Source organism: Alkalihalobacterium sp. TH-98, from assembly GCF_057473385.1.
On record NZ_JBYCKM010000004.1, the window covers coordinates 1 to 25,918 of the forward strand.

Genomic DNA, 25,918 nt, shown 5'->3' on the forward strand with positions numbered 1-25,918 from the left:
CACCCCAGACACCCTTGTCTTAAGCTAACTGTTACTACTGCCTTCACAGTTCGGGACTTGAACCCTAGAGAATGTGCGCATGCCTGGCGCACATAAAAAAGCAGACTAACCAAAGCTAGCCTGCTCTACAATATATCTATAACTTAGTATTGAACTAGGTAGTACTTCTTTTTCCCGCGACGAATAATCGTAAATTGCCCTTCAATCTTATCTTCAGTTTGTAATAGTCGACCCACATCCGTACTTCTTTCACCATTGATGTAAATTGCACCGTTTTGAATATCTTCACGCGCTTGACGTTTAGAAGGTGATACTTTAGCTGCAACTAGTAAATCAACTAATGCCATATTTTCATCTTCACAAGTATAAGAAGGAACATCTTTAAAGCCTTGCTTGATTTCATTAGCACTCAAGTTCTTTATATCTCCACTAAATAAAGCATCAGAAATTCGAATCGCTTGTGCTAACGCATCTTCTCCATGAACAGTCTTAGTTAATTCCTCAGCAAGTCTGCGCTGTGCGAGACGTAAGTGCGGTTCTGTTTCAACTGCTTTTTCTAACTCAGTAATCTCATCGTGGGATAGGAATGTGAAGTATTTAATAAACTTAATAACATCACGGTCATCTGTATTGATTAGGAATTGGTAGAATTCATATGGTGTTGTTTTTTCTGGATCTAACCAAATGGCTCCGCCTTCTGTTTTTCCAAACTTAGTCCCGTCTGCTTTAGTAACTAGAGGGATCGTGAAACCAAACGCTTTCTCTTGATCACCTAATGATTTTCTAATCAATTCTAAACCTGCTGTGATATTTCCCCATTGGTCACTTCCACCAATTTGAAGCTTACAATTTTCATTTTGGTATAAATTAAGAAAATCGTACGACTGTAAGATCATATAGCTAAACTCAGTAAATGAAATTCCTGAAGAGATACGTGACTCTACAGAATCTTTAGCTAGCATATAGTTAATCCCAAAGTTCTTACCTACATCTCTTAAAAACGTAATAACATCCAGTTTGCCGATCCAATCGTAGTTATTCACTAACTTAGCCCCGGCTTCACCTTCAAAATCAAGAAAACGAGACAGCTGTCCTTTAATTCCTTCTGTAAATTGTTCAACGATCTCTTTTTCGTTTAACGTTCTCTCTGCTTTTTTACCGCTTGGATCACCAATAAGACCTGTAGCACCGCCAACAAGCGCTAGTGGCTTATGACCTGCCAATTGAAATCTTCTTAAGGTAAGGACTGTAAGCAGGTGTCCAATGTGCAAACTGTCTGCTGTAGGATCAAACCCACAGTATAACGTTACTTGCTCTTCACTTAGCTGCTTTGCTAACCCCTCCTCATCCGTCACTTGATTAACTAATCCTCGAAATTGTAAATCCTTTAATAACTCCATTTGTTCCACTCCTATTTTTTTATAAATGTTAGTCTTGAATTAGCTATATTGAATACCATTTAATGATAACGTTTGATTTAGAACATCGTTAAGTTCATTCTAAAAATTTTTTAACCAGTCCTCAAATCAACAATGGCATAAAAAAATAGCTGATAAATAAAAAAAGCCCTTCAAAAAGGGACGAGACATCTCGCGGTACCACCCTTCTTGAAGAACATTAATCTTCCACTTCACATGATAACGGAATAAATCCGCTGTTATGAACAGCCATAACAGATTGCTCCTAGTTTGTAATTCATAGTTACTCTTTGTACCGATTCGCACCACCCATCGGCTCTCTAAAACAGGGAGAGACTACTACTGAAAACTAATCCATGCAATAAATATTTATTATTCTTATCTTTTTAACATAATTATTTTCCAATGTCAATCTTTGACTGTACAATGTGACAGAAAAACCATATTAATGACAAATTTAAATATGGTATAATATTGTTTGAAGTTTAGGAGGTTCTTATCTATGAGAAATCTATTAAATACTTTAAAGAGTAAATGTGAACGGGTTGTTAACTTCTTAAGACACAAAAAAATCTTAAGTAACCTCGATATTACATATCAAGTCGTTTGGAACTTATTCTTAGTTTTTCTTGTATTTGGGGTTATTTCACTATTTTTTGTAGGTGGTGCAGGAGCTGGCTTCTTTGCGTCCCTTGTCAAAGATGAACAATTAAGAAGTTATGAAGCCATGAAAAAAGACATTTACAATTATGAGGAAGTAAGTGAAATATATTTTGCTAATGATGTCTACCTAGGTGAACTTCCTACCGATCTAGAACGACGGGAAATTCCTTTGGAAGATATTTCTCCTCATCTCATTAATGCTATTATTGCCACAGAAGACGAATATTTTTATGAACATGAAGGAATTGTACCAAAAGCAATTATGCGTGCAACCTTCCAGGAATTTACCAACGCTTCCCTGCAAACTGGTGGAAGTACACTTACTCAACAATTAGTAAAAAACCAAATATTAACGAGCGAAGTCTCTTTTGACCGGAAAGCTCGTGAAATCGTACTTGCAATGCGCTTAGAGCACTTTTTTGAGAAAGATGAAATACTCGAAGCATACTTAAACATTGTACCGTTTGGAAGAAATGCAAACGGGCGAAACATTGCAGGTGTTCAAGCTGCTGCCCAAGGTATTTTCGGTGTTGATGCTAAGGATTTAAATATTCCACAAGCGGCATTCATTGCAGGATTACCTCAAAGTCCTTTTGGGTACACACCGTTTTATCGCAGTGAAGGAAAAGTGGTAGTTAAAGAAAATCTAGACCCTGGTATTAACCGGATGAAAACAGTTCTCAGAAGAATGTATGAAGGTGGACATATTACTGAGCAAGAATATCAAAAAGCATTAAATTATGATATTCGTGCCAATTTAACAGAAGCAACACCAAGTATAAGAGATGAATATCCGTATATAGCCGATGAAGTTGTTGAGCGAGCGATAAGCATTTTAACTAACCAATATATTTTAGAAGATGGTATTGAACTTGAACAGTTAGATGCCGAAGAAAGATTGGAAATCATTAATAAACATGCAGCCCAAGCTCGAATTGACTTACGACAGAATGGATATCGCATTCATACTACGATTGATAAAGAACTCCACGATGCGATGAATGAAGCGATAAAAGATGAACGCTTTTTCGGACCCAAAAATGATCTTGGCGAACCGGAAGAAGTAGGTTCGATCTTAATTGAAAACCGAACAGGAGCCATTTTAGGATTTGTCGGTGGTCGAGATTTTGAACGCGAACAGCTAAACCATGCAACAAATGCCCGTCGTTCAAACGGATCAACAATGAAACCACTTCTCGCTTATGGGCCGGCGATGGATATCGGTGCTATTCAGCCTGGACATATCATTCCTGATATTCCTACAAATTACAAAAATGGGAACAGTCCCGTTTCGAACTTTAATAATTCATATCGTGGATTAATAACTGTTAGAGAAGCACTTAAAACTTCTCAGAACACGACAGCTGTTCGCAGCCTATGGATGTCACCGCACGAAAAAAATCGAGAAACTCTTTTAAAAATGGGCTTCAGATTAAATCCTGGAGAGCCATATGAGTCAGCCGCCCTAGGAGCGATTGATCACAATGTGACTGTAGAAGGAAATACAAATGCTTATGCTACATTTGCCAATGGTGGAAAGTACATTCCTTCATATATGATTGATAGAATTGAAACGAAAGATGGCGAAACTGTTTTCGAACATCAAATCGAAGAAGTCGAAGTGTTTTCACCACAAACATCCTACTTAATGATTGATATGATGCGTGATGTTTTACGTGGAGGTACTGCAAGCTCTTTACCAGGACGATTAAAATTCCGTGCAGATTGGGCTGGTAAAACAGGAACGTCCCAGCGCTTCCACGACATTTGGTTTGTTGCTACAAATCCAAATGTTACGATGAGTGTATGGGTCGGTTATGATACACCTCGTCCTGTTAGTACAAATCGTATAGCTGGACTAAGCTACAGCCAACGTACACAACAAATTTGGGCTAACATTGCAAATGCAGCTTATGATGTTCGACCGGAAGTCATGTCCCCAGGCCATAACTTCCAAATGCCGGATGGAATTGTTTCAAGAGCCATATGCGGCGTATCTGGACTGCTTCCTTCTGATCTGTGTAAAGAAGCTGGTCTAGTGAAAACGGACCTCTTTAATGCTAAATTTGCGCCAACTAAAGTGGATGACAGCTTACAAAAAGTGAATTACGTATTAATTGATGACCAACCGTATGTTGCTCTAGAAAATACACCTTCAGAATTCACTTTTAGCGGCGTTATGATTAAAGAACAATATTTAGAGACATATAGACAAAGCCAGTCTCTTCAAAATCAGTTAAGCAATGTGATACCTGATCGAAAAGCAAAACATAACGGCAAACAGCCAGCAGCTGTAACCAATGTCAGCTTAAACGGTTCAACATTAAGTTGGGCTAAACAAAATGAAAATGACATCGTTGGATACCGTATATATCAAGCACCAAATGGGTCTGATCAATTTACGCGCGTTGCAAGTGTTAAAGGAAGTGGTGCTACGTCCCACAACATTAATTCAGGTTCTTATGCCTACTATGTAACTGCGGTTGACGTTGCAGGAAAAGAATCTCCTGCTTCGAATATTGCTAAAGGTGATAATTGGAGTGCTGAACCACCGAAAGAGGAAAAAGAAGAAAAAGAGCCTAAAGAAGATAAGAAAGAAGATGAAGATAAAAAGCCAAAACCACCTTCCGTTGACAACGGTGATTCTAGAAATCCGTCAACACCAAAACCTCCTTCAGAGTCAGGTGGAAGTGAAAATAATGGTTAATATTAAAGAGGCTGATAATATATCAGCCTCTTCTTTTTGATTATTCACTACCTTTATTTATTATCGACTCAACCGAGACTAAAAAAGAGACTAACCGCAGTTAGCCTCCCTTCTATTAATCTTCCATTGTAGATAAATCACCAGTTGGTAAATCAAGTTCCCAAGCTTTAAGAACACGGCGCATAATTTTTCCACTTCTTGTTTTCGGAAGTTTTTCACGGAATTCAATTTCACGCGGTGCTGCATGTGCTGCAAGACCTTTTTTCACGAAGTTACGAATCTCCTCGATTAGTTCATCATTTTGTTCATAACCTTCTCGTAAAGCGATAAAGGCTTTAATAATCTCCCCGCGGACAGGATCTGGCTTACCAATAACGCCCGCTTCTGCTACAGCTGGATGCTCGATTAATTTACTTTCTACTTCAAATGGACCCACACGCTCACCAGCTGTCATAATAACATCATCAATTCGGCCTTGGAACCAGAAATAACCTTCTTCATCCATATATGCCGAGTCACCTGAAACATACCATCCGTCAATTTCAAAATAACTTTGGTACTTTTCTTCATTATTCCAAATCGTTCTCATCATAGACGGCCAACCTTTAGCAATTGCTAAGTTCCCCATACGATTTGGCGGTAATTCGTTTCCTTGATCATCAATAATAGCTGCTTTTACTCCTGGAATTGGTTTACCCATTGATCCTGGCTTAATATCCATACAAGGATAGTTACAGATAAGCTGAGCGCCTGTTTCAGTCATCCACCAAGTATCATGGATACGCAGATCGAACACTTTAGATCCCCAACGTACTACTTCAGGGTTTAGCGGTTCACCAACAGACAGAATATGGCGGATCTTTGATAAATCATACTGCTTCACAAGCTCATCGCCAGCACTCATAAGCATACGGAACGCAGTTGGTGCACTGTACCAAACAGATACTTGATAACGCTGTAATGTCTCATACCAGTCTTGCGGGCTGAAACGTCCTCCACGAATGACGTTGGTTACACCACATAACCACGGACCAAAAATTCCATATGATGTTCCTGTTACCCAGCCTGGATCAGCCGTACACCAGTATACATCATCATCTTGTAAATCTAGTACCCATCTAGCTGTTTGGTAGTGTTGAATCATTGCGTTATGGACGTGAAGTACCCCTTTTGGCTTTCCTGTTGAACCAGAAGTGTAATGCAGAATTAATCCATCTTCACGATCTACCCATGTAATTTCTAATTCACTGCTTGCTTCTTGCATTAATTTATTGAAGTCCTTAATTGGACCTTCTTCTTTTACATTATCACCAATAATAAATACAGTTTCTAGATTTGGAAGATCCCCGACTGGTACACGCTCAAGAAGATCTGGTGTAGTTATCAATACTTTTGCGGCACTATCCTCAAGACGATCCCGTACAGCTCCCTCCATAAATGCTTCGAATAGTGGACCAACAATAGCACCTAGTTTAAGAGCGCCAAGTACAGAAAAATATAGTTCTGGAGATCGTGGCATAAAAATAAATACGCGGTCCCCTTTCTCTACCCCTGCGCTTTTTAAAACATTACCTGCACGGTTAGACATTTGACTCATTTGTTCAAATGTATACTTCTCATCACGCTTTGCGTCACTATAGTACAGTGCTACTTTATTTTTTTTATCAGATAAGGCATGACGATCGATGGCTTCAAATGCCATATTTACCTTACCAGTTCTACTCCAAGAAAATTCCTTTTCAACTGTACTCCAATCAAAGTTTGCAGCTGTTTCTTTATAACTTACTAGATTGTGGTTTCCTTTCGTTGCTGGAAGCGCTTGCACGTTCATTTATCATCTTCCTCCCTATATGTATTTCCCTACTTTCTTAATTTATTATATTATAGTTAGAATATTTCTTCAATTATTATTTGCAGTTTTGGAATAATAACACTTTATTGACTAGATTTATTTATTTTAACTTTTTGTGTCAATTGTTGGATGCAACGCTTTTGTAATATGATTCATGTATAATGATGATAACGTAACGGAAACAATAATTTTTTAGTTTTTTAAAAGGTGGTTACCACATTGAACCATGTAAAAACGTATTATAAAACAGAAATTCCATTTGAAGATCGAACGATTGTGATTGAAGGTCCGATAAGCGGATCAGAAATTGAAAGATTGGATTTTCACCACGGTTTAACTGCTTTTAGAGTTCCAGAACAGCAAAAAAAAGCTTTAGTTGGAATTGCTGATTTGCCAGAGGGCAGAATTAATATTGCAAGAGATGGAAATCAAATTATCGGATATGTAACTTTTGTATATCCTGATCCTCTAGAGCGCTGGTCAGAAGGAAACATGGAGAACCTAATTGAATTAGGTGCAATTGAAGTTGCCAGGGAGTACCGCGGGATACAAATAGGGAAAAACCTGCTCAGATTATCTGTAATGGATGATGCAATGGAAGACTACATCCTAATTACGACTGAATACTATTGGCATTGGGATTTAAAAGGAAGCGGCTTATCGGTTTGGGACTACCGCAAAGTCATGGAAAAGATGATGAATGCCGGCGGACTCGTTTGGTATGCTACCGACGATCCTGAAATATGTTCACATCCAGCAAATTGCCTCATGGTTCGTATCGGCAGTCGTGTAGATACAGAGTCGATTGAGAAGTTTGACCGATTACGTTTTAAGAATCGTTTTATGTACTAATTTCAAAAATGTAAAGAAGTTATAGTATGTGTTCAAAAAGGAGTATTTTTGTTTCCAATGAAAGGGTGCTTACAAATGATTGTGGAAGAAATTATGAGTACAGACATTACTACCTTAAAGATTACAGCAACCATTCAAGATGCTATTGAAATGATGAATAAAAACCGAATCCGCCATATTCCAATTGTAGATGATGAAATGCATATCCTTGGAATTGTAACTAATCGCGATGTTCGTGATGCTAGTCCATCTATTTTTCATGCAGACGAACATAAAGAAGACTTTTTAAAACCAGTATCTGAAATTATGACAAAAGATGTAATTACTGCCCATCGACTCGACTTTGTTGCTGAAGTTTCTGCTATTTTTTACGAGCATAACATCGGCTGTTTACCTATTACTGAAGAAGATAAATTAATTGGAATTATTACAGAGACAGATATTCTCCATACATTAGTCGAATTAATGGGAGCACATCAACCTAGTTCACAAATCGACGTCCTAGTTGAAAATATTACCGGAAAACTTGCCGACATCGCTTATATTTTCAAAGAAAGAAAAGTTAATATAACGAGTGTACTCGTTTACCCGTATAATGATGATCCCAACTTTAAAGTCTTAACGTTTCGTGTACAAACGATGGATCCAAGGGGGATTATTGAAGCAATCGAAAAAGAAGGCTATAAAGTGCTTTGGCCAAACATTCCAGGTATAGGCCTATGAATAAAGATGTAGCATTTATTTATTCCGAAGATCAACTTTCCTATAAGTTTAGTAAGGATCATCCCTTCAACCATTTAAGATTAAATCTCGTATACGATATGTTAAAAAAATTAAATGCTATTGATGATAATCAAATTGTTAAGCCAAGGATGGCAACCGATGAAGAAATTGCTCTAATTCATGATAAAGCTTATATTGATGCTGTTAAAGCAGCCGGTAAGGGTGAATTAAGCATTGGGATTGCCAATAATTATGGTCTTGGGACTGAAGATACTCCAATGTTTGAGAATATGCACGAAGCAGCTTGCCTTCTCGTCGGCGGAACACTCACCGCTTGTGATCTCGTCATGGAAAATAAAGTGAAACATGCGATGAATTTAGGCGGTGGTCTTCACCACGGATTTCGTGGAAAGGCATCAGGCTTTTGTATTTATAATGACAGTTCCATAGCAATTGAGTATATGAAACAGAAGTACGGTGCGAGAGTGCTTTACGTTGACACGGACGCTCATCATGGCGATGGTGTTCAGTGGGCCTTTTATGATGACCCAGACGTTTGCACCTTTTCTATTCACGAAACGGGCCGATACTTATTCCCAGGAACAGGCCATGTAAGTGAAAAAGGCCAAGGTGAAGGTTACGGCTTTTCTATTAATATACCATTAGATGCATTTACTGAAGATGAATCGTTCATGAAAGCCTATGAAACTGCTTTTCGTGAAGTGATTGAGTTTTTTAAGCCAGATGTCATTATTACTCAAAACGGTGCAGATGCTCATTATTATGATCCCTTAACTCATCTGTGTTCGACAATTGAGACCTATCGCTTTATCCCTAAGTTAGCTCATGATTTAGCCCATGAATATTGTGATGGACGCTGGATTGCCGTAGGCGGCGGCGGTTACGACATATGGAGAGTTGTACCGCGTGCTTGGTCGATGATTTGGTTAGAAATGACAAACCAACTTCACTTAGCACAAGGCCCACTCCCTCAAGCATGGATAGACCAATGGAAAGATCAAGCGCCTGTAGCTTTAACTACAACATGGGAAGACCCTGAGAACCTATATCCAGAGATCCCCAGGAAACCAGAGATTGTAGAAAAAAATCAGAAGACAGTAGAGAAAGCCCTCTATCATATACGCCGAGAAATGAAAACGCAATCATGATAGAAAAGCGGAAGGAGCCTGCTTATCGGCGACAAGCGCTGGAGGGCCAGCAATAAGTGGCTCGCTCTTTAGACACGCTTGATGGACCGAAGCGACCTCGAGCCGATGGCGCCTGGAGCTAGACAGATGAAAAGTGGAAAATAACAGGTAGGGCAGACCCTTACCTGTTATTTTTGAGTGATGTAAACATGGACAACCTTACTCCATATGCTCTAACATGGCCTTAACGATAAAATTCGATTGTTTGGCTGCTACCTCCACAAATTCATTAAAGCTCATCTTAGCTTCGCCATTTGCTTTGTCAGAAATCGAACGAATAATGACATAAGGAATGTCATTTAGCATCGCAGCTTGAGCAACTGCTGAACCTTCCATTTCAACACAAGCTCCTGAAAATGTATCTTGAAGCTCCTGAACCAATTCCTGACTCGCAATGAACTGGTCTCCGCTTAATATTCGTCCTTTAACAACTTGGATATTTAATTGTTCCGATGCTTTTGTTGCTAACTCAATAAGTGAGGCGTTTGCAGGAAAGTCAGACGTGTGTTCAAACATTGGAATTTCTCCACGTTTGAACCCTAATGGACTTGCATCAATGTCATGCTGAAGTGCACTCGTTGATATTACAATGTCACCAACATTTAAGTTGGGATCAAGGGCTCCAGCTACACCCGTGAAGATAATCTTCTCCGTTTCAAAATGATCAATTAAAATTTGGGTAGTCAGCGCCGCATTAACTTTCCCTACTCCCGATTTACAAAGAACAATTTTATGCTTCCCCATCGTTCCTGAATAGAAAGTAATTCTTGCAATTTTCCTTTCACTCTCAATATCCATTTCTTCTTTCATCAGTTCAATTTCTTCACTCATTGCACCAATAATTCCAATGACCATACATAAGCCCTCCAACTCTAATCGCTTTCATTAGTATAATGTCTGTGGTTTAAGACGGACTAACTTCACCCGTTCATTTAGTCATAACCTATACGAATATGCTTATTATATATTAGTTTCACTTGATTTATCAGTCATCCTACTAATAAAGCAAAAAAAGGCGACCAAATGAATGGCCAGCCTTAAAATGTATCTTCAGCGTCATATGCAGGGTCAGAAATTACAATGACCACCCGACGGTTAGTTTGTAAGTTCTCAACGGATGTGTTAGGCACAACTGGACGTGTATCCCCATATCCTGTTGCTATAAAACGATTGGGCTCGAGATTGTGATTGTCTACAAGGTAACGAATAACACTGCTAGCGCGAGCACCAGATAGTTCCCAATTGGAAGGATAACGAAACGTTGAAATCGGTCTAGAATCGGTATGCCCTTCAACCTTGACCATATTTGGAATAGCCACTAACAATGTACCGACTTTGTCCAAAAACGGTTTAGCATCTGCCAAGACATCCGCTTCAGCTGTAGCAAATAACGTTCGCTCTTGTAAAACAAGTACGACCCCGCGATCATCACGAGTTGCTGATATTAATTCGGTTAGTTCATTCGTCTCCAGGAATTCTTGTACTTCTTCTAAAAGCTCATCCATGTTAACATCTTGTTCTTCACCAAATTTTCCTTCATCAAAAGGATCTTTGCGCTGTTCGCCTCTTTCTTCTCTCGGTGTCTCAAATTCAATCGCTGACGGAAGGAAGTCTAGAACTTGCCGCTGTTGAAACGATTCTGCAATCGCTCTGAATTTTTCAGCATCGACTACAGACATTGAAAATAATAGAATAAAGAATACTAGAATAAGAGTCATTAAATCCGAAAAAGTGACCATCCATTTTGGAGCACCCTTCTCTTCTTTAGGACGTCTACGATTCAACATTTAAATCACTCGTCTCTTCGTTGACATCTACTTTTTTACCTTTTGGAATAAAAGCACTTAATTTCTCTTCCAAAATTTTCGGATTTTGACCTGATTGAACACCAATGACTCCTTCAACGATAATTTGTTTCACAAACACTTCTTCTTCAGTCTTATTTTCCAATTTAGCAGCAATTGGTAAGAACACTAGGTTAGCTAAAACCGTTCCATATAAGGTCGTTAATAATGCGACAGCCATATTAGGTCCAAGCGTCGATGGATCATTTAAGTTTTGCAACATAAGGACAAGACCGATTAAAGTACCAATCATCCCCCAAGCAGGAGCATATTCTCCCATCTTTAAGATGATTGCTCTTCCTTTACGATGCCTTTCTTCCATGGCAACTACTTCAGCCATCATAATGTCCTTAATAACATCGGGTTCAATTCCGTCAACTGCAAGTAACACCCCTTTTTTAATAAAAGGGTCCTCTACTTCTTCTAATCCTGCTTCTAGTGCTAATAACCCTTCCCGCCTCGCTTTTCCTGACAAGTCTACAAATGTGTCGATTAACTTGTTTAAATCTCGCTCTTCGTGACGGAAAGCTTCCATAAATACTTTTGGCAGTAATTTCACGTCAGCTAACGTAAAATTGATCACCGTAGCAGCGATTGTCCCCCCAAAAACAATTAAGATTGAGGCAACTTGAATGAAAAATACAACTCCAGATGGACCAGAATTCGAGAAAATTGCTAATAATAGTACTGAAATCCCTAGAAAAATACCTATAACCGTTAAAATATCAAACTTCTTCATAATCCTCTCCCTGACTATGTCCACCTACCACTTAAGTCTAAGTGTTTGAGAGTTAACTTTCCTTTTGTACGGTAGAATTTCGAAACTCTATCCGATGTGGCAGGACGACAATATGGTCTGTAACTTCTTCTTTGTTCATAAATTTTGTTAATAACCGCATCGATACAGCCCCGATATCATACATAGGTTGTACAACTGTCGTTAACGTCGGGCGAACCATCGTTGCTAAACGAGTGTTGTCAAACCCGATGACTTCAAAGTCTTTTGGAACTTCAAATCCTCTGTCTTGGGCACCGTGTATAATACCAAGTGCCATTTCATCCGTTGAAGCAAAGATGGCGGTCGGTTTTTCTTCCATCTCTAAAAAGCTCTGCATCGCTTCAATTCCGGAATCATAAGTGTAATCACCAATTTTAATCATGTCTTCGTTAAAAGTTAAACCAGCTTCTTCAATTGCTTGACGATAGCCTGCAAACTTTTGATAGCCATTCACTGGATCTTCAAGTGGACCTGATAACATTCCAATCTTTTTATGGCCTTCTGATATTAAATGATTAATTGCATCATAAACAGCTTGTTGATAATCGATGACAACAGATGGAATCGTTTTTTCAGAGTCTAAAGTGGCTGCCAGTACAACAGGTACTGGAGAATTCTTAAATTGTGCAGCATGCTCGTCTGTAATTTGTCCACCCATGAAGACAATACCGTCCACTTGCTTTTCTAACAACGTATTAATCAGGCGAATTTCCTTTTCTTTGTTTTGATCTGAATTACATAAGATAATGTTATATTTATACATTGTCGCAATATCTTCAATTCCACGAGCTAACTCTGCAAAGAAAATACTAGATATATCAGGGATAATTACACCTACTGTAGTTGTTTTCTTACTAGCTAACCCTCTAGCTACAGCATTCGGCCGGTAACCGAGTTGTTCGATTGCTTCCATTACTTTTTTTCTTGTTGCAGGTTTTACATTTGGGTTTCCATTGACAACACGAGAAACGGTTGCCATTGATACTCCTGCTTCTCTTGCTACATCATAAATCGTTGTATTCACGATGATCCTCCTCTATATTAAATACCTAATTTAAAATGGTTTAATTGTATTGTTATCATACGATACATTAAGGAGGTTCCGCAATCTGTTTACAGTACTTATATCGACAACATTTTGATCATTTTTGAGCATAGATTTTAATTTTCCTGATTTTATGTAAAAATGTCGACAAGGCTCCTTAACGAACATAAACTTTCATATAATTAGCAATTTCCTTAACACTTATTTCCTATACTCTTCTTTGAAATGTTATTCTTTCTTTCCCGCAAAAAGAGACTGTCCCAAAAGGTCAGGCTCTCAAAGTTACGTAAGATCTAGTAAAGCTAACCTTCCGCTAGATCGGTGAGATGCCTGACTCTTTCATTTTGAGACAGCCTCGAATCATTTAAAATTAAAATTTGTATAACCCAGATTCTCTAAGATTGCTTACAAATTCGTTAAATTGACCGATATCCATTTGTTGTGCTGAGTCAGAAAGTGCGACTGCAGGATCAGGATGTACTTCTGCCATTACCGCATCAGCGCCGATTGCTAGTGCTGCTTTTGCAGTTGGAAGTAAAAGATCTCTACGTCCAGTAGAGTGAGTTACATCCACTAGTACCGGTAAGTGTGTTTCTTGTTTTAAAATCGGAACTGCTGAAATATCAAGTGTGTTACGGGTTGCTTTTTCGTACGTACGAATACCACGTTCACAAAGCATGATGTTTCCATTACCTTTAGAAATGATGTATTCTGCTGCATTGATGAACTCCTCAATAGTAGCTGAAAGTCCTCTCTTCAGTAGAACTGGTTTATTAACAGATCCTGCTGCTTTTAATAATTCAAAGTTATGCATGTTACGTGCACCAATTTGAATAACATCAATGTATTCAACAGCAACTTCAATATCTTCAGGTCGAACAATTTCACTGATAACAGCCATATCATACTCATCAGCTACACGTTTTAAGATTTGTAATCCTTCAAGTCCTAAACCTTGGAAATCATAAGGAGATGTACGAGGTTTAAATGCGCCGCCGCGTAATAATTTCATTCCTTGATCTTTCATCGCCTTGGCTACTGCAGCAACTTGCTCATAACTTTCAACAGCACATGGCCCCATTACGAGACGTTGTTGACCATCACCAATCAGTTCACCTTTAAGATCGATCACTGTATCTTCAGGATGTTTTTTACGAGATACAAGCAGGGCTTTTCTATTATCGTCTTCCTGTAATTCCAAACCTGCTTTAAAAATTTGTTTAAATAGATGTTGTAGTGTAGATGTTTCAAACGGTCCATTATTATTTTCAGCTATTAAATTAAGCATTTTTCGCTCACGAACCGGATCAAATCGATTTACACCTTGCTTATTTTTTACTTTACCGATTTCTTGAACCAAGCGGGCACGCTCATTAATTAGCTCTAACAGCTGTAAATTAACCTCATCTAACTTGTCTCTCAACGTATCTAATTGCTCGTTACTCATCTCTCCCACTCCTTATTGTTTGTTTCAAAGTTTTATGAAATATGGTACATTTCTAATGATTAGGGATTATTATAAACGATATTTCACTTTATGTCACGACTTTTTTCTTTATTGATTAAACGCTTTTAAGCACTAAAGTAAAAATTATTATTTCTAGAAAATAGTTTACTGTTAAATTATAGCTTATGAAATATTTGTTAAGAAGGTGTTACATATGAACACAATTGAACATTCGCCTATATTTGCTCTAGACATAGGAACTCGTTCTGTCGTTGGATTGCTTTTACAACAGCAAAAAGATCATTATCAAGTAATTGATGTTATATCAAAAGAACATAAAGAGCGTGCGATGCTAGATGGTCAAATTCATAATGTCTTGTCTGTTTCTGAATTAATTCTAGAAATTAAAACCGTTCTCGAAGAAAAGCACGGAAAGTTAACTAAAGTGTGCGTGGCTGCTGCTGGACGATCGTTAAAAACGAAGCGAGCTAAAGTTGAAATAAATATATCAGGAAAAAACTTAGTTAATCAAGAGGATATTCTTCACTTAGAATTAAGTGCTGTTCAACAAGCACAATTTCACCTAGCGAACGACTTTCAAGATCAAGAAAGCTTTAATTACTACTGTGTCGGCTACTCCGTTCTGGACTATCGACTAGATGGCGAAAAAATCGGCAGTCTTCTCGATCAATCAGGGCAAACGGCAACAGTTGAAGTGATTGCAACATTCTTACCGAAAGTGGTTGTTGAGTCGTTAATAGCAGCTCTTCAACGCAGTGGTTTGGAACTAGAAGCTTTAACACTAGAACCAATTGCTGCCATTAATGTCCTCATACCTCCATCGATGCGACGGTTAAATGTAGCACTCGTCGATATTGGTGCTGGGACCTCCGATATTGCCATTACAGATGAAGGAACAGTAACAGCTTATGGAATGGTGCCTTTTGCTGGTGACGAAGTAACAGAAGCGATTAGTGATCACTTTCTATTAGATTTCCCTGATGCCGAGCTTATTAAAAGACAATTATCAGAAAAAGACGAAGTGACTCTTACAGATATTCTCGGCTTTGAAACGACATACCCTAAGGATGAAGTAATAACAGCTATTGAAGGCACGATTAAAGAGTTAGCCAATGCCATTACAGCGCAAATCCTAGAACTCAATGGCAAATCGCCAAAAGCAGTGATGCTCGTTGGTGGCGGCAGTATGACACCCTCTCTTACAAAATATATCGCCCAAGCTTTACAATTACCTGATAATCGCGTTGCGATACGGGGAATTGATGCGATTAAAACATTGGCATCTACGGAAGGTATTAAGGAAGGTCCTGAACTAGTGACTCCGATTGGTATTGCAATTGCAGCAAAGGAAAATCCAATCGAATATATTAGTATTATCGTGAATGATCGGACCATTCGTGTTTTTGATGTAAAAAAATTAACGGTCGGAGACGCTCTTCTTGCGGCAGGGATAGAGATATCAAAACTTTACGGAAGACCTGGCAGTGCCATGATGATCTATGTAAATGAACAGCTGGTCACAATCCCTGGTTTCCACGGTGAACCGCCGACCATATTAAAAAATGGTGAAAAAACATCACTTGACGCTCCACTAGAACCGAATGATAGGATTACTACTGAAAAAGGGAAAGACGGTGCCCCTGCTTCAGCTAAAGTAAAAGATATTGTGGAAGAAGTACCCTCCGTTCAAATCACAATTAATAATGAGCCCAAAACGGTTTCAGCACTCGTTTTGAAAAACGGCAATCCGGCGGACACTGGGGAGTCACTTCAGGAAAGAGACAAACTTGTCATTCAACTGCCTAAGACCGTAAAGGATGTTCTAACCGCTCTTCATTATAAAGATGAGGCAGACGCTCTAACACCGTTCTTTGTTTATGTAGACGAGAAGAAAATCACCGTACCGCAAGAGCATACACTTACATTGAATGGGAGTGAAGCGACGATTCACTCTTCCATTAAAAATGGCGACACGTTAGTAGTTCATGTTGTTAAAGAGGATTTTCAACCCACAACAAAAGAGTTATTAGCTGTACTAAACGTTCCAATTGAACAAAGCATTTCTGTTTTATATAACGGAAACCCTGTACAGTTGTCCAAACCTTCTTTACAAATGACTCGTAAAGGTCAACCAATTGAAAAAGGAACACCACTTGTACACGGTGAAACTTTATCGTTATCAAAGGTAGACAACGAACCGTTTATCTTTCAAGATCTATTCCGGTATGTAGATGTGGATATTTCTCCACAACCTCTTCAACGTGCTTTCATTGCACGGAATGGAAAGGAAGCGTCCTTTAGTGAAGCCATCTACAGTGGTGATAAATTGGAAATTCGTTTAGTTCCTATAAACACTTTGGAAAACTAGGAGTCTAAACACCTGTTAACGATATAAAAATGTAAAAGAAGTGCAACACTGGGTTGCACTTCTTTTATCCATTAACCTTATCCCACTCGGCTTTTAATGAAGCAGCCGTCACATTCCAATGCGAGGCATCCCACACAACTTTGCCCTCTGAAAATAATAAAGCTTGGGGCGACTCATGCTTTACTTCAAATTGATCTGCAATATCATTAGACAGCGGTCTTGCTTCTTGAACATTTAAGTAAAAAAATGCTCCGTCCGTTTCTTCTGCAAACCTTGAAAACTCCTTATAGCCTTCATGACTTACAGGACAAGTCGTACTGTTTTTTAGTAAAAATAACTTACTATGCTTGCTTAATAGTGCTGTAAACTCTTCGGTTGTATTTACTTTCTGCATCTCTATTTACTCCTTTTTATGCTTGATCAACTGTTTCTTTACGCTTTTCTGTTTCTTCTGTAATCGTATTGTGTAAGTTCTGTACTTCTTGTTGAATATTTTCTTGCAAGTTTTCCGCACTATCTTGAATTTGGTCGGAAACATCTGCTACTAAATCTTCAGAAGAACTCTGAGCATCTGCTACATCCGATTTAATATTTTTTGTAACTTCCTTTACTTTATCCACCACTTGAGACGATTGTTCTGAGACTGTTTTTGCAAGGGTTGAGGATTTTTCTTTTGCAAGTGTTGCCCACTCATTTCCTCTCTCATACGCTGAATTCGTAAATTTAGTCGTTTTCTCTTTAGCTAGTTGAGCTTGTTCATTAATATTCGTTCTAAGCTCTTTTCCTGATTTTGGTGCAAGTAGAAGTGCCGCTGAAGCACCTACAATTCCTCCAATTAATGAACCAATTAAAAAGTCCTTTGTATTCATGTCTCTGTCTCCCATATCAAATTCCTCCTTTTATGAATTAACATCGTTTGGATGGTGTTGCTTCTTTTCTTTCCACTTCGAATATAAATCAATGGCTGCATTACCCCATTGAACAGCTTGAGCCACTTGTGCTGATTGCTGCTCTGACTGCCTCGCTACTTCGTTTGAGACCCTTCTTAATGAGTCATTTACCGTCTGGACAGATTCACCGAGATCTTTGACCGAGTCAAACATCGTATTAAGAGACTGAGACTTATCATGAATGTCATCAGCGAGACGATTAGTCTTTTGAAGCAGAAATTCCGTTTCTCTTGTAACTCCTTGTAATTGCTTTTCTAAACTGCTAACAGTATCTGCTACATTATTTAATGTTTTCGTTGCTGACTTTAAGGTTTGAACAAGATAAAGAACTAAAATTAAAAATGCTAATGCTACAACTGCTGCACTTATGTATACGATTATCATGTTATTCTCCACCTCCCTACATCATGCTATTTACCCACATAGAAGCATTTTTAAACGGAGACTTGGTAACAATTTCTACAAATAATATAATAATCCTTCAATTATTTAGGTATTTTCTAATTGATTGTGTCCATTCTTTTAACTTATGATCCGTTTATCAATGTACTTTTTATGTTTTTTCAAGCAATATAATTAACATATACAACCATTTATTTTGCATCAGTATCATTTACTATTGAACCAACGACTGCTATTATATTAGCTATCAGACGATTACAATTCGAATATTACCTTAGGAGGATTACAACTATGCGGGATCCAAGAATAACTACATTAGCAAAAAATCTAATTAATTACTCGGTTCGTCTTCAAAAAGGCGAGAAGATTTTAATAGAAAATTTCGGTCTGCAAAAAGAATTAGTCAATGCTCTCGTTCAAGAAGCCTACGCTGCAGGCGGGTTACCTTTCGTTACATTAAAAGATCACCAAGTTGATCGTGCCCTTCTGATGAATGCAACTGAGGAACAACAAGCTCTTACAGCACAGTTTGAGGCAAACGTTATGAAGGAGATGGATGCTTATATTGGGTTACGTGCTGGGAATAACATCTCAGAGCTAAGTGATGTTCCTTCTGATAAGATGGCATTACATAGTAAAACCGTAGGAACTAAGGTTCATCGTGAAATTCGTGTACCGAAAACGAAGTGGTGTGTATTGCGTTACCCTTCTTCATCCATGGCTCAATTGGCTAATATGAGTACAGAAAGCTTTGAGGATTTCTACTTTGATGTTTGTAATTTAGATTACGGTAAAATGGACAAAGCAATGGATGCTCTTGTAGAGTTAATGAACAAAACCGATAAAGTTCAAATTAAAGGACCAGGAACTGATTTAACTTTCTCTATTAAAGACATTCCGGCTGTAAAATGTGCTGGGAATATGAACATCCCTGACGGAGAAGTATATACAGCACCGGTTCGAAATTCTGTCAATGGTACAATCTCTTATAACACGCCATCTCCTTACCAAAGTTTTACATTTGAGAATGTTAAATTTACGTTTAAAGATGGAAAAGTTATCGATGCCACTTCAAATGATACAGACAGAATTAATAAAATTCTCGATACCGATGAAGGCGCTCGTTTTATTGGGGAATTTGCCATTGGAGTTAATCCATACATTCAACATCCAATGAATGATATCCTTTTCGATGAGAAAATTGATGGTAGTTTCCACTTTACACCTGGACAATGTTACGACGATGCCTTTAATGATAATCATTCAGCAGTCCATTGGGACTTAGTTATGATCCAACGTCCCGAATATGGCGGCGGTGAAATGTACTTTGACGATGTTCTCATTCGTAAAGATGGCCGGTTTGTCATCCCAGAATTACAAGCTCTCAATCCAGAAAACCTTAAATAGTCTTAAACAGCCCTTTAATCTAATGTAGAACCTAAATAGCAGGAGCTAATTCTTGAAATTGAATTAGCTCCTGCCTTTATTTTTCACTCTTATTTAATTTGATCTTCATAAGCTTTTTGAAACTTTTGAATGTCCCCTGCACCCATAAACAATAAAACCGCATTGTCGTGCCTTTTCAGTTTTTCAACTTCGGTTTCAACGATCACTTCACTATTAGGAATTAATTCCTTAAGATCATTAATCGTTAAACTCCCTTGATCTTCCCGAGCCGAACCAAAAATATCACATAAGTAAACCTTGTCAGCTTCATTAAGACTATCAGCAAACTCATTTAAAAATGCTTTCGTTCTTGTAAATGTATGGGGTTGGAATACAGCAACAACTTCCTTATCCTCATACTTTCTTCTAGATGCATCGATTGTAGCAGTGATCTCAGTCGGGTGATGAGCATAATCATCAATTAACACTTGGTTATTATAAAAAGTCTCGCTGAACCTGCGCTTCACGCCTTGGAACGTTGCCAGGTGCTCAATAAGTACATCCACTGGTACATTTTCATAATGACATATCGCAATAACAGCTAAAGCGTTTAATACATTGTGCTTGCCATAGCCTGGGATTGTGAAAGTTCCATAAAAGTTATTCCTTACAAATACATCAAAGGAAAGTCCAGATTCTGTGACTTGAATGTTACGACCCTGAAAGTCATTATGTTCTTCAAATCCGTAAAAGACGATAGGAACATTAGCATGAATTTCTTGTAAATATCGATCGTCACCACATGCCACAATCGCTTTATTCACCTGCATTGCCATTTCTTCAAATGCCGCACATACATCCTCGACATCCTTAAAATAATCCGGATGATCAAAATCGATATTTGTCATTATACAGTAATCTGGCGTATAGTTTAGAAAATGTCTGCGGTACTCACATGCCTCAAATACAAAGTACTTACTGTCTAAAGCACCTTTTCCAGTCCCATCACCAATTAAAAAAGACGTTGGATAGGCCTCGCCAAGAACATGCGCTAACAGACCAGTCGTCGACGTTTTTCCGTGCGCGCCAGTGACAGCAATATTTGTAAATTTTTTAATAAATTCGCCTAAAAACGTCGGATATGGATATACTTCAAGTCCCATCTCTTTGGCACGTTGAATTTCAACATGATCGTCTTTGTAGGCTGCTGAAGCAATAATGACCTGATTGTCCTCAATATTATCAGCATTAAAAGGTAGTATTGTAATCCCTTTGTCTTCTAAAGGTTTTTGTGTAAAAAATACTTTTTCTACATCTGAACCTTGCACCGTATAATTCATATCGTGCATAACTTGAGCCAATGCACTCATTCCCGAACCTTTGATTCCAATAAAATGGTAAACAGTCATTGACTGAACCTCCAAATAAATGATATATCTTCTCCATTAAAAAGCGCTCTTATTACTTATGTATGAAAATTCCACTAAAAAGGGGAATAAATATTTTCAATTAGGATACGCCATACAAAGATTTATTATAACAGAAACCATGGTTTAGAAAAACAACAAATAGAAGGACAACAAAAAAATAGGTAAATGACCACATTCTCTTCCCAACACAGAATATATGCCCTGCTGTTTTAGAAAAGACCTGTCACTTTCGACAGGTCTTTTGAACTTAGAAATCTCTCGTCAATGATAACAAGCCGATATTCCAAGTACATTTTTACTATTCAACAAGTTCAAGGTTAGGATTTTCTCGGTATCTTCTGCCTGCTTTTGCTTCGTCTTTTCCATTAAGGATGACGTTATCACCAGTAAAACCGATATTAATTTTCAGCAAACTACTACCAACTCCGTAAATATCAACCGGTACATTTAAATCTTCATATTCTGCAATTCGTTCAGCAGTAAATCCACCTGTAGCAATAATCTTTACATGATTAAACCCTTCTTCATCTAGTGCTTGCCGAAGGGCAAAAATGAGTTCTGGATTGGCGCCGCGCGGGTCAAAAGAACCCATCACCTTAGGGTTGCGACAAAAGTACTGATCAACCATTGTTCGAGAAGTGTCAACGCGAACTCCTTTTAATTCCTCACCGAACTCTCTCGCTACTCGCAGGGAATCCGTTATGACATCATTGTTGTAATCAACAAGTGCCATTATATCATCTTCTGGAAACGTCTCTTTATAGGCACGAGTCGCAGCGACTACATCACCTTCGAATAGTTGAATCAAGGCATGCGGCATAGTACCCATCCCTTTTTTACCCCACCATTCATGCATGGCATGCGTAGCTTGGGCCTTCGATCCACCAATATAAGCCGCATAACCATCCCCAGATTGTTGGGTAAAGTGATCATCTCGATCCCCCATGAAGATAACTGGTTTTTCGCGGCCGGATTTCCTCGCTGATTTTACGACAGTATAGACGTTAGTGGCTACTGAAGTTCTACGCGCAAAAATTCCATCGATAATTCCTTCTAAGTATCCAAAGTTTTGATATGGACCTGTAATCGTTAATACCGTTTCAAATGGTTTGATTTTATCTCCATCTTTGAGTGAATAAATTTCAAGGCTGTCAGGATCTTTTGCAAAAGTCTTGATTAAAGCAATAACCTCATCTGTTCCACATAGTACGGCATTATTTTTTTGGAAAAACTGCATCGTAACTATATTATTCGGTTTATGTTTTTCGACAATTTCACGAGTTTTTAAGAAATAGACAGCAGAGAACCAGCCTTCCCTTACTCGTTCATCGAATTTAAATGTTTTGTTAGTAAGTCGTTTTATTTTCCCTTGTAATTTGAGTTCAATTTCTTTCATTTGTTAATCTCCTTGGGTCTTTTCCTGTTAAAAGCATTTATAGATAAACTTCCCTAGTTTAAAGAATCTCATCCATACAGGACCGTATTTTGTTATCTTTAGTAGATACAACTCCTAGCGCCTTGTCGCGTTCACTTCCTATTGGTAGAAAACATCCGTTCACTGAAATTTGATGAAACTGCATGTTGTGTTCTGCATTTCGCGGACACACAGGCTGTTATTTCAGCGAAAATCTCAATAATACACACCTTAGCGGACTCAGAAGCCGTTATTTACTTATATTCGTACTGTATTTTAATGATTATAGCCAAATAGGAGCCTCTGAGTCCGCTAAATACTCAAATGAGGTGGTTTTAGGCAAAATAGCGTCCTCTCAGTCCTTTAAAATAAATACACGTGGTTAATTACATTTTAAGACGTGTCTTCTCTAGTGGGGGTTCCAATCCCTCGCTGGCATGCAGACGTCTTCCGTCCTTATCATAAAAAAACTGTTCAAAGATGACAACTTTTAATCAGTTGAAACTGATAAAACATTTTCTTCAAATTCAGTTACTGACATCAATATATTTCTCGGTTTACTTCCCATTGCTTCTGAGACAATTCCTTTTGCCTCCATCATATCGATTAACCGAGCAGCACGATTATATCCGACTCGAAACCGTCTTTGTAAACTAGAGGCTGAAGCACCGTCTTGTTCGATTACAAAATAGCATGCCTCTTCAAATAAATCATCTTCCTGTCCGTCAATTTCTTGAACTTTATTTAAATGCTCATTTTCAATCAAATATTGCGGCTTCCTTTGTTTTTTGACAAATTCAATGACTCTCTCAATCTCTTCATCTGATACAAAAGTACCTTGAACTCGGATGGGCTTCGCTGTCCCGTTCTCATGGAAAAGCATATCACCCTTTCCAAGCAAGCGTTCCGCACCGTTCATATCAATAATCGTACGTGAGTCGACTTGCGATGAAACTGAAAAAGCAATACGTGTTGGAATATTAGCTTTAATTAACCCTGTAATAACGTCCACCGAAGGTCGCTGTGTTGCCAGTAAAAGATGAATCCCGCAAGCTCTAGCTTTTTGAGCAATCCGACAAATCGCTTCTTCTACATCTTGTGGTGAAACCATCATCAAGTCTGCCAATTCATCAATAACGACAACAATATACGGTAATGCTGGCTTAGCAGGCTCTTCTGAATACAGGTCATTGTATCTGCCAATATCGCGAACACCGCGCTGGGAGAACAATTCATACCTTCGTTCCATTTCAGCGACAACCCACTTTAAGGCTGCTGTCGCTTGTTTCGCATCGGTAATCACCGGTGTAACTAGATGTGGCAATTCGTTGTAAGGCGCTAATTCTACCATTTTAGGGTCAACAAGCAGCAGTTTCACTTGATCTGGTGTTGCTTTATATAAAAGACTAACAAGAATGGAGTTAATACATACACTTTTCCCTGAACCAGTTGCTCCTGCTACCAAACCGTGCGGCATTTTCGCTAAATCCGTTACAATTGGATGTCCCGAAATATCTAATCCTAGTGCTACCGTAAGAGCTGAACCTTTCTGGAACTCTCCACGTCGTAAGATTTCACGCAAAAATACAGGCTCACTCTTGATATTAGGCACTTCAATTCCAATCGCATGTTTTCCTGGAATCGGTGCTTCCATCCGGATATCTTTTGCAGCTAAACATAGTTTTATATCATCTGTTAAACTCGTAATTTTGCTTACCTTTACTCCAGGTGCCGGCTGTATTTCAAACCTTGTCACTGAAGGTCCCTTTGTTACATGGATCACCTTTGCTGATACATTAAAGTTTTGTAGAGTCGACTCTAAAATTTCACCCTGGTCATTTAACCAATCCGTACTTTCCTCTTCTTGACGCGGAGGAATATTAAGCATTTGAATAGGTGGGAATTGATACTTCAGCTTATCATTCTCTTCAGCGGCATCATTTCGCTGCTTACCCATCCGGTCTTGTGGCAACATGAGGACGTTAAATGGAATGGCTTGAGCAGAAGGTCGAGTCGTTGTGTCTTTTGGTCTGTTCGGTACAGCACGTTTTTCCGAGTGTTCACTCCGTTTCATTTCTTCCCCGGTCTTTTCTTGATGATGTAAATCCCCCACACTTTCTTCTGGTGCCTCAATGGCTTGAAGATATGCAGTGCTTGCCGGTGTTACTTCTTGTGCTTGCAGGTACTCTGCATTTTGCGCCTCTATTTCTTGCTCACCGTTGTACTCCGCTTCCGGAACTTCTGCTTCTTTTTCTGGATGAAACTCCTCATTCGGCGCTTCTTCTTGCTCTTGGTGGTACTCTGCATTTTGCGCCTCTATTTCTTGTTCACCGTCGTACTCCGCTTCCGGAACTTCTGCTTCTTGTTCTGGATGAAACTCCTCATTCGGCGCTTCTTCTTCTTGCTCTTGGTGGTACACTGCATTTTGCACTTCTTCTTGTTCACCGTCGTACTCCGCTTCCGGAACTTCTACTTCTTTTTCTGGATGAAACTCCTCATTCGGCGCTTCTTCTTGCTCACCGTTGTATTCCGCTTCCGGAACTTCTACTTCTTTTTCTGGATGAAACTTCTCATTCGGCGCTTCTTCTTGCTCACCGTTGTATTCCGCTTCCGGAACTTTTGCCTCTTGTACTTGGTGATACTCCTCATTCGGCGCTTCTGCTTGCTGATGTGTACCTTCAATACTTTCTTCGGCTGCATCTCGTTTGTTTTGGTAAGTAAAACTCGGATACTGTTGCTCGCGCGTACTAGAATACGAGTTTCCTGCTTTTAGTTGTACAATAGATGGTTTGAAGTTCGAGATATCCTTGAGGAGTGTAACATCCGGAACATCTTCAGTTGTCGCTGCAACCTCACGTCCCCTATCGGCATCGTGATCGTCTTTACTTTCAAGCCACTCTTTGATCTCACTTGATTTCGGCAGTGCGTCTTTTTGAGGGACTTGTCCAATATCGTTTTTTTCACTTTCTGCTTGTTCCCTGTTTTCTTCACGCTTTTTAAAGCCGTAAACAGGAGAAGGAATGTATGTTGGCTTAAAGTTACTGTTAGAGAAAAACTCACGTTTATTTTCGCTCGAGCTTTTATATTCTTCACGGGAGCCTTGATAGGTAGAAACCACTCTTGTTTTTTCTTGGGTCTGCTGTGACTTTTCTTTTTCTACTACCTTCTTCTCAGTTACTTTCTTTGTATTAAATTGATGATTTTCTTTGGCGCTTGTTTTTGTTTCATCTTCTATTACTGGAAATCGGAACTTTCCTTGTTTCGGGTATTGATGAACGACTCTCATCTCAGCAGGTCGGTCGTCTGCTTCTAATCTGCCATATTGAGGCTTTCGTTTGTTTGGCTCCACCGTGTATGTCTCTTCTTTACCCAAAAACCACTCCTGGATTTTGCGTAACCATTTTTTATGT

General features: G+C 38.8%; 19 protein-coding genes and 1 other annotated feature. Of the genes, 6 read left to right on the forward strand and 13 right to left on the reverse strand.

What is annotated here, in order from left to right; genetic code table 11:
• Positions 1-143 precede the first annotated feature (143 nt).
• Positions 144-1,400 carry a tyrosine--tRNA ligase gene (gene tyrS / locus AC2VNP_RS00585; protein ID WP_486915124.1) on the reverse strand — a complete coding sequence of 419 codons (1,257 nt, stop codon included), beginning with the start codon at positions 1,398-1,400 and terminating at the stop codon, positions 144-146.
• 173 nt (positions 1,401-1,573) lie between these two features.
• Positions 1,574-1,784 (reverse strand) — a binding site (T-box leader).
• A gap of 136 nt (positions 1,785-1,920) precedes the next feature.
• On the opposite strand from tyrS, the gene AC2VNP_RS00590 reads away from it, so the two are divergent.
• Positions 1,921-4,788, forward strand: a complete 2,868-nt coding sequence (locus AC2VNP_RS00590) for a transglycosylase domain-containing protein (RefSeq protein WP_486915126.1) — start codon at positions 1,921-1,923, stop codon at positions 4,786-4,788.
• A gap of 115 nt (positions 4,789-4,903) precedes the next feature.
• Here AC2VNP_RS00590 and acsA read toward each other — a convergent pair whose 3' ends face one another.
• A complete protein-coding gene (acsA, locus tag AC2VNP_RS00595; protein ID WP_486915128.1) occupies positions 4,904-6,619 on the reverse strand; it encodes an acetate--CoA ligase in 1,716 nt (571 codons plus the stop codon).
• 240 nt (positions 6,620-6,859) lie between these two features.
• Between acsA and AC2VNP_RS00600 the strand changes: the two genes are divergently transcribed.
• From AC2VNP_RS00600 to AC2VNP_RS00610, 3 genes are all read left to right on the forward strand, one after another.
• The gene (locus AC2VNP_RS00600) at positions 6,860-7,492 is read left to right on the forward strand and encodes a GNAT family N-acetyltransferase (protein ID WP_486915130.1); all 633 of its coding nucleotides are present in this window, start codon (positions 6,860-6,862) and stop codon (positions 7,490-7,492) included.
• 75 nt (positions 7,493-7,567) lie between these two features.
• The gene (locus tag AC2VNP_RS00605; protein ID WP_486915423.1) at positions 7,568-8,215 is read left to right on the forward strand and encodes an acetoin utilization AcuB family protein; all 648 of its coding nucleotides are present in this window, start codon (positions 7,568-7,570) and stop codon (positions 8,213-8,215) included.
• Positions 8,212-9,384 (forward strand): acetoin utilization protein AcuC, encoded by a 1,173-nt coding sequence (locus AC2VNP_RS00610; protein WP_486915132.1) that lies wholly within the window; start codon positions 8,212-8,214, stop codon positions 9,382-9,384. Before AC2VNP_RS00605 ends, AC2VNP_RS00610 begins: the two co-directional genes overlap by 4 nt.
• Positions 9,385-9,582: 198 nt before the next feature.
• Here AC2VNP_RS00610 and AC2VNP_RS00615 read toward each other — a convergent pair whose 3' ends face one another.
• From AC2VNP_RS00615 to AC2VNP_RS00635, 5 genes are all read right to left on the reverse strand, one after another.
• Positions 9,583-10,278, reverse strand: coding sequence for a 5'-methylthioadenosine/adenosylhomocysteine nucleosidase (locus AC2VNP_RS00615; RefSeq protein ID WP_486915133.1), 696 nt, complete (start codon positions 10,276-10,278; stop codon positions 9,583-9,585).
• A gap of 182 nt (positions 10,279-10,460) precedes the next feature.
• The gene (motS, locus tag AC2VNP_RS00620; protein WP_486915425.1) at positions 10,461-11,207 is read right to left on the reverse strand and encodes a flagellar motor protein MotS; all 747 of its coding nucleotides are present in this window, start codon (positions 11,205-11,207) and stop codon (positions 10,461-10,463) included.
• Positions 11,197-12,006 carry a flagellar motor protein MotP gene (gene motP, locus AC2VNP_RS00625; RefSeq protein WP_486915135.1) on the reverse strand — a complete coding sequence of 270 codons (810 nt, stop codon included), beginning with the start codon at positions 12,004-12,006 and terminating at the stop codon, positions 11,197-11,199. The genes motS and motP overlap by 11 nt, the downstream gene beginning before the upstream one ends.
• A 52-nt stretch (positions 12,007-12,058) precedes the next feature.
• Positions 12,059-13,069 (reverse strand): catabolite control protein A, encoded by a 1,011-nt coding sequence (ccpA, locus tag AC2VNP_RS00630; RefSeq protein WP_486915137.1) that lies wholly within the window; start codon positions 13,067-13,069, stop codon positions 12,059-12,061.
• Between the two features lie 391 nt (positions 13,070-13,460).
• A complete protein-coding gene (locus AC2VNP_RS00635) occupies positions 13,461-14,537 on the reverse strand; it encodes a bifunctional 3-deoxy-7-phosphoheptulonate synthase/chorismate mutase (protein WP_486915139.1) in 1,077 nt (358 codons plus the stop codon).
• Positions 14,538-14,751: 214 nt separating this feature from the next.
• Here AC2VNP_RS00635 and AC2VNP_RS00640 point away from each other — a divergent pair, with 214 nt between their 5' ends.
• Entirely contained in the window at positions 14,752-16,926 is a 2,175-nt protein-coding gene (locus AC2VNP_RS00640; RefSeq protein ID WP_486915141.1) for a cell division protein FtsA, read from the forward strand.
• A 64-nt stretch (positions 16,927-16,990) separates the two neighbouring features.
• Here AC2VNP_RS00640 and ytxJ read toward each other — a convergent pair whose 3' ends face one another.
• The 3 genes from ytxJ to AC2VNP_RS00655 are packed head-to-tail and all read right to left on the reverse strand — an operon-like array spanning position 16,991 to position 18,260.
• Positions 16,991-17,320 (reverse strand): bacillithiol system redox-active protein YtxJ, encoded by a 330-nt coding sequence (gene ytxJ / locus AC2VNP_RS00645; RefSeq protein ID WP_486915143.1) that lies wholly within the window; start codon positions 17,318-17,320, stop codon positions 16,991-16,993.
• 16 nt (positions 17,321-17,336) lie between these two features.
• On the reverse strand, positions 17,337-17,810 hold the full coding sequence (locus AC2VNP_RS00650) for a YtxH domain-containing protein (protein WP_486915145.1): 474 nt from the start codon (positions 17,808-17,810) through the stop codon (positions 17,337-17,339).
• A gap of 15 nt (positions 17,811-17,825) precedes the next feature.
• On the reverse strand, positions 17,826-18,260 hold the full coding sequence (locus tag AC2VNP_RS00655; RefSeq protein WP_486915147.1) for a DUF948 domain-containing protein: 435 nt from the start codon (positions 18,258-18,260) through the stop codon (positions 17,826-17,828).
• Between the two features lie 309 nt (positions 18,261-18,569).
• On the opposite strand from AC2VNP_RS00655, the gene AC2VNP_RS00660 reads away from it, so the two are divergent.
• Positions 18,570-19,685, forward strand: a complete 1,116-nt coding sequence (locus tag AC2VNP_RS00660) for an aminopeptidase (RefSeq protein WP_486915149.1) — start codon at positions 18,570-18,572, stop codon at positions 19,683-19,685.
• Positions 19,686-19,774: 89 nt separating this feature from the next.
• On the opposite strand, the gene murC is transcribed toward AC2VNP_RS00660, so the two are convergent.
• The 3 genes from murC to AC2VNP_RS00675 form a co-directional block, all read right to left on the reverse strand.
• A complete protein-coding gene (murC, locus tag AC2VNP_RS00665; RefSeq protein WP_486915151.1) occupies positions 19,775-21,073 on the reverse strand; it encodes a UDP-N-acetylmuramate--L-alanine ligase in 1,299 nt (432 codons plus the stop codon).
• 319 nt (positions 21,074-21,392) lie between these two features.
• Complete coding sequence (locus AC2VNP_RS00670; protein WP_486915152.1) at positions 21,393-22,490, reverse strand: nicotinate phosphoribosyltransferase; 1,098 nt, start codon at positions 22,488-22,490, stop codon at positions 21,393-21,395.
• A 508-nt stretch (positions 22,491-22,998) separates the two neighbouring features.
• Positions 22,999-25,881 (reverse strand): DNA translocase FtsK, encoded by a 2,883-nt coding sequence (locus AC2VNP_RS00675; protein ID WP_486915154.1) that lies wholly within the window; start codon positions 25,879-25,881, stop codon positions 22,999-23,001.
• Positions 25,882-25,918 lie beyond the last annotated feature (37 nt).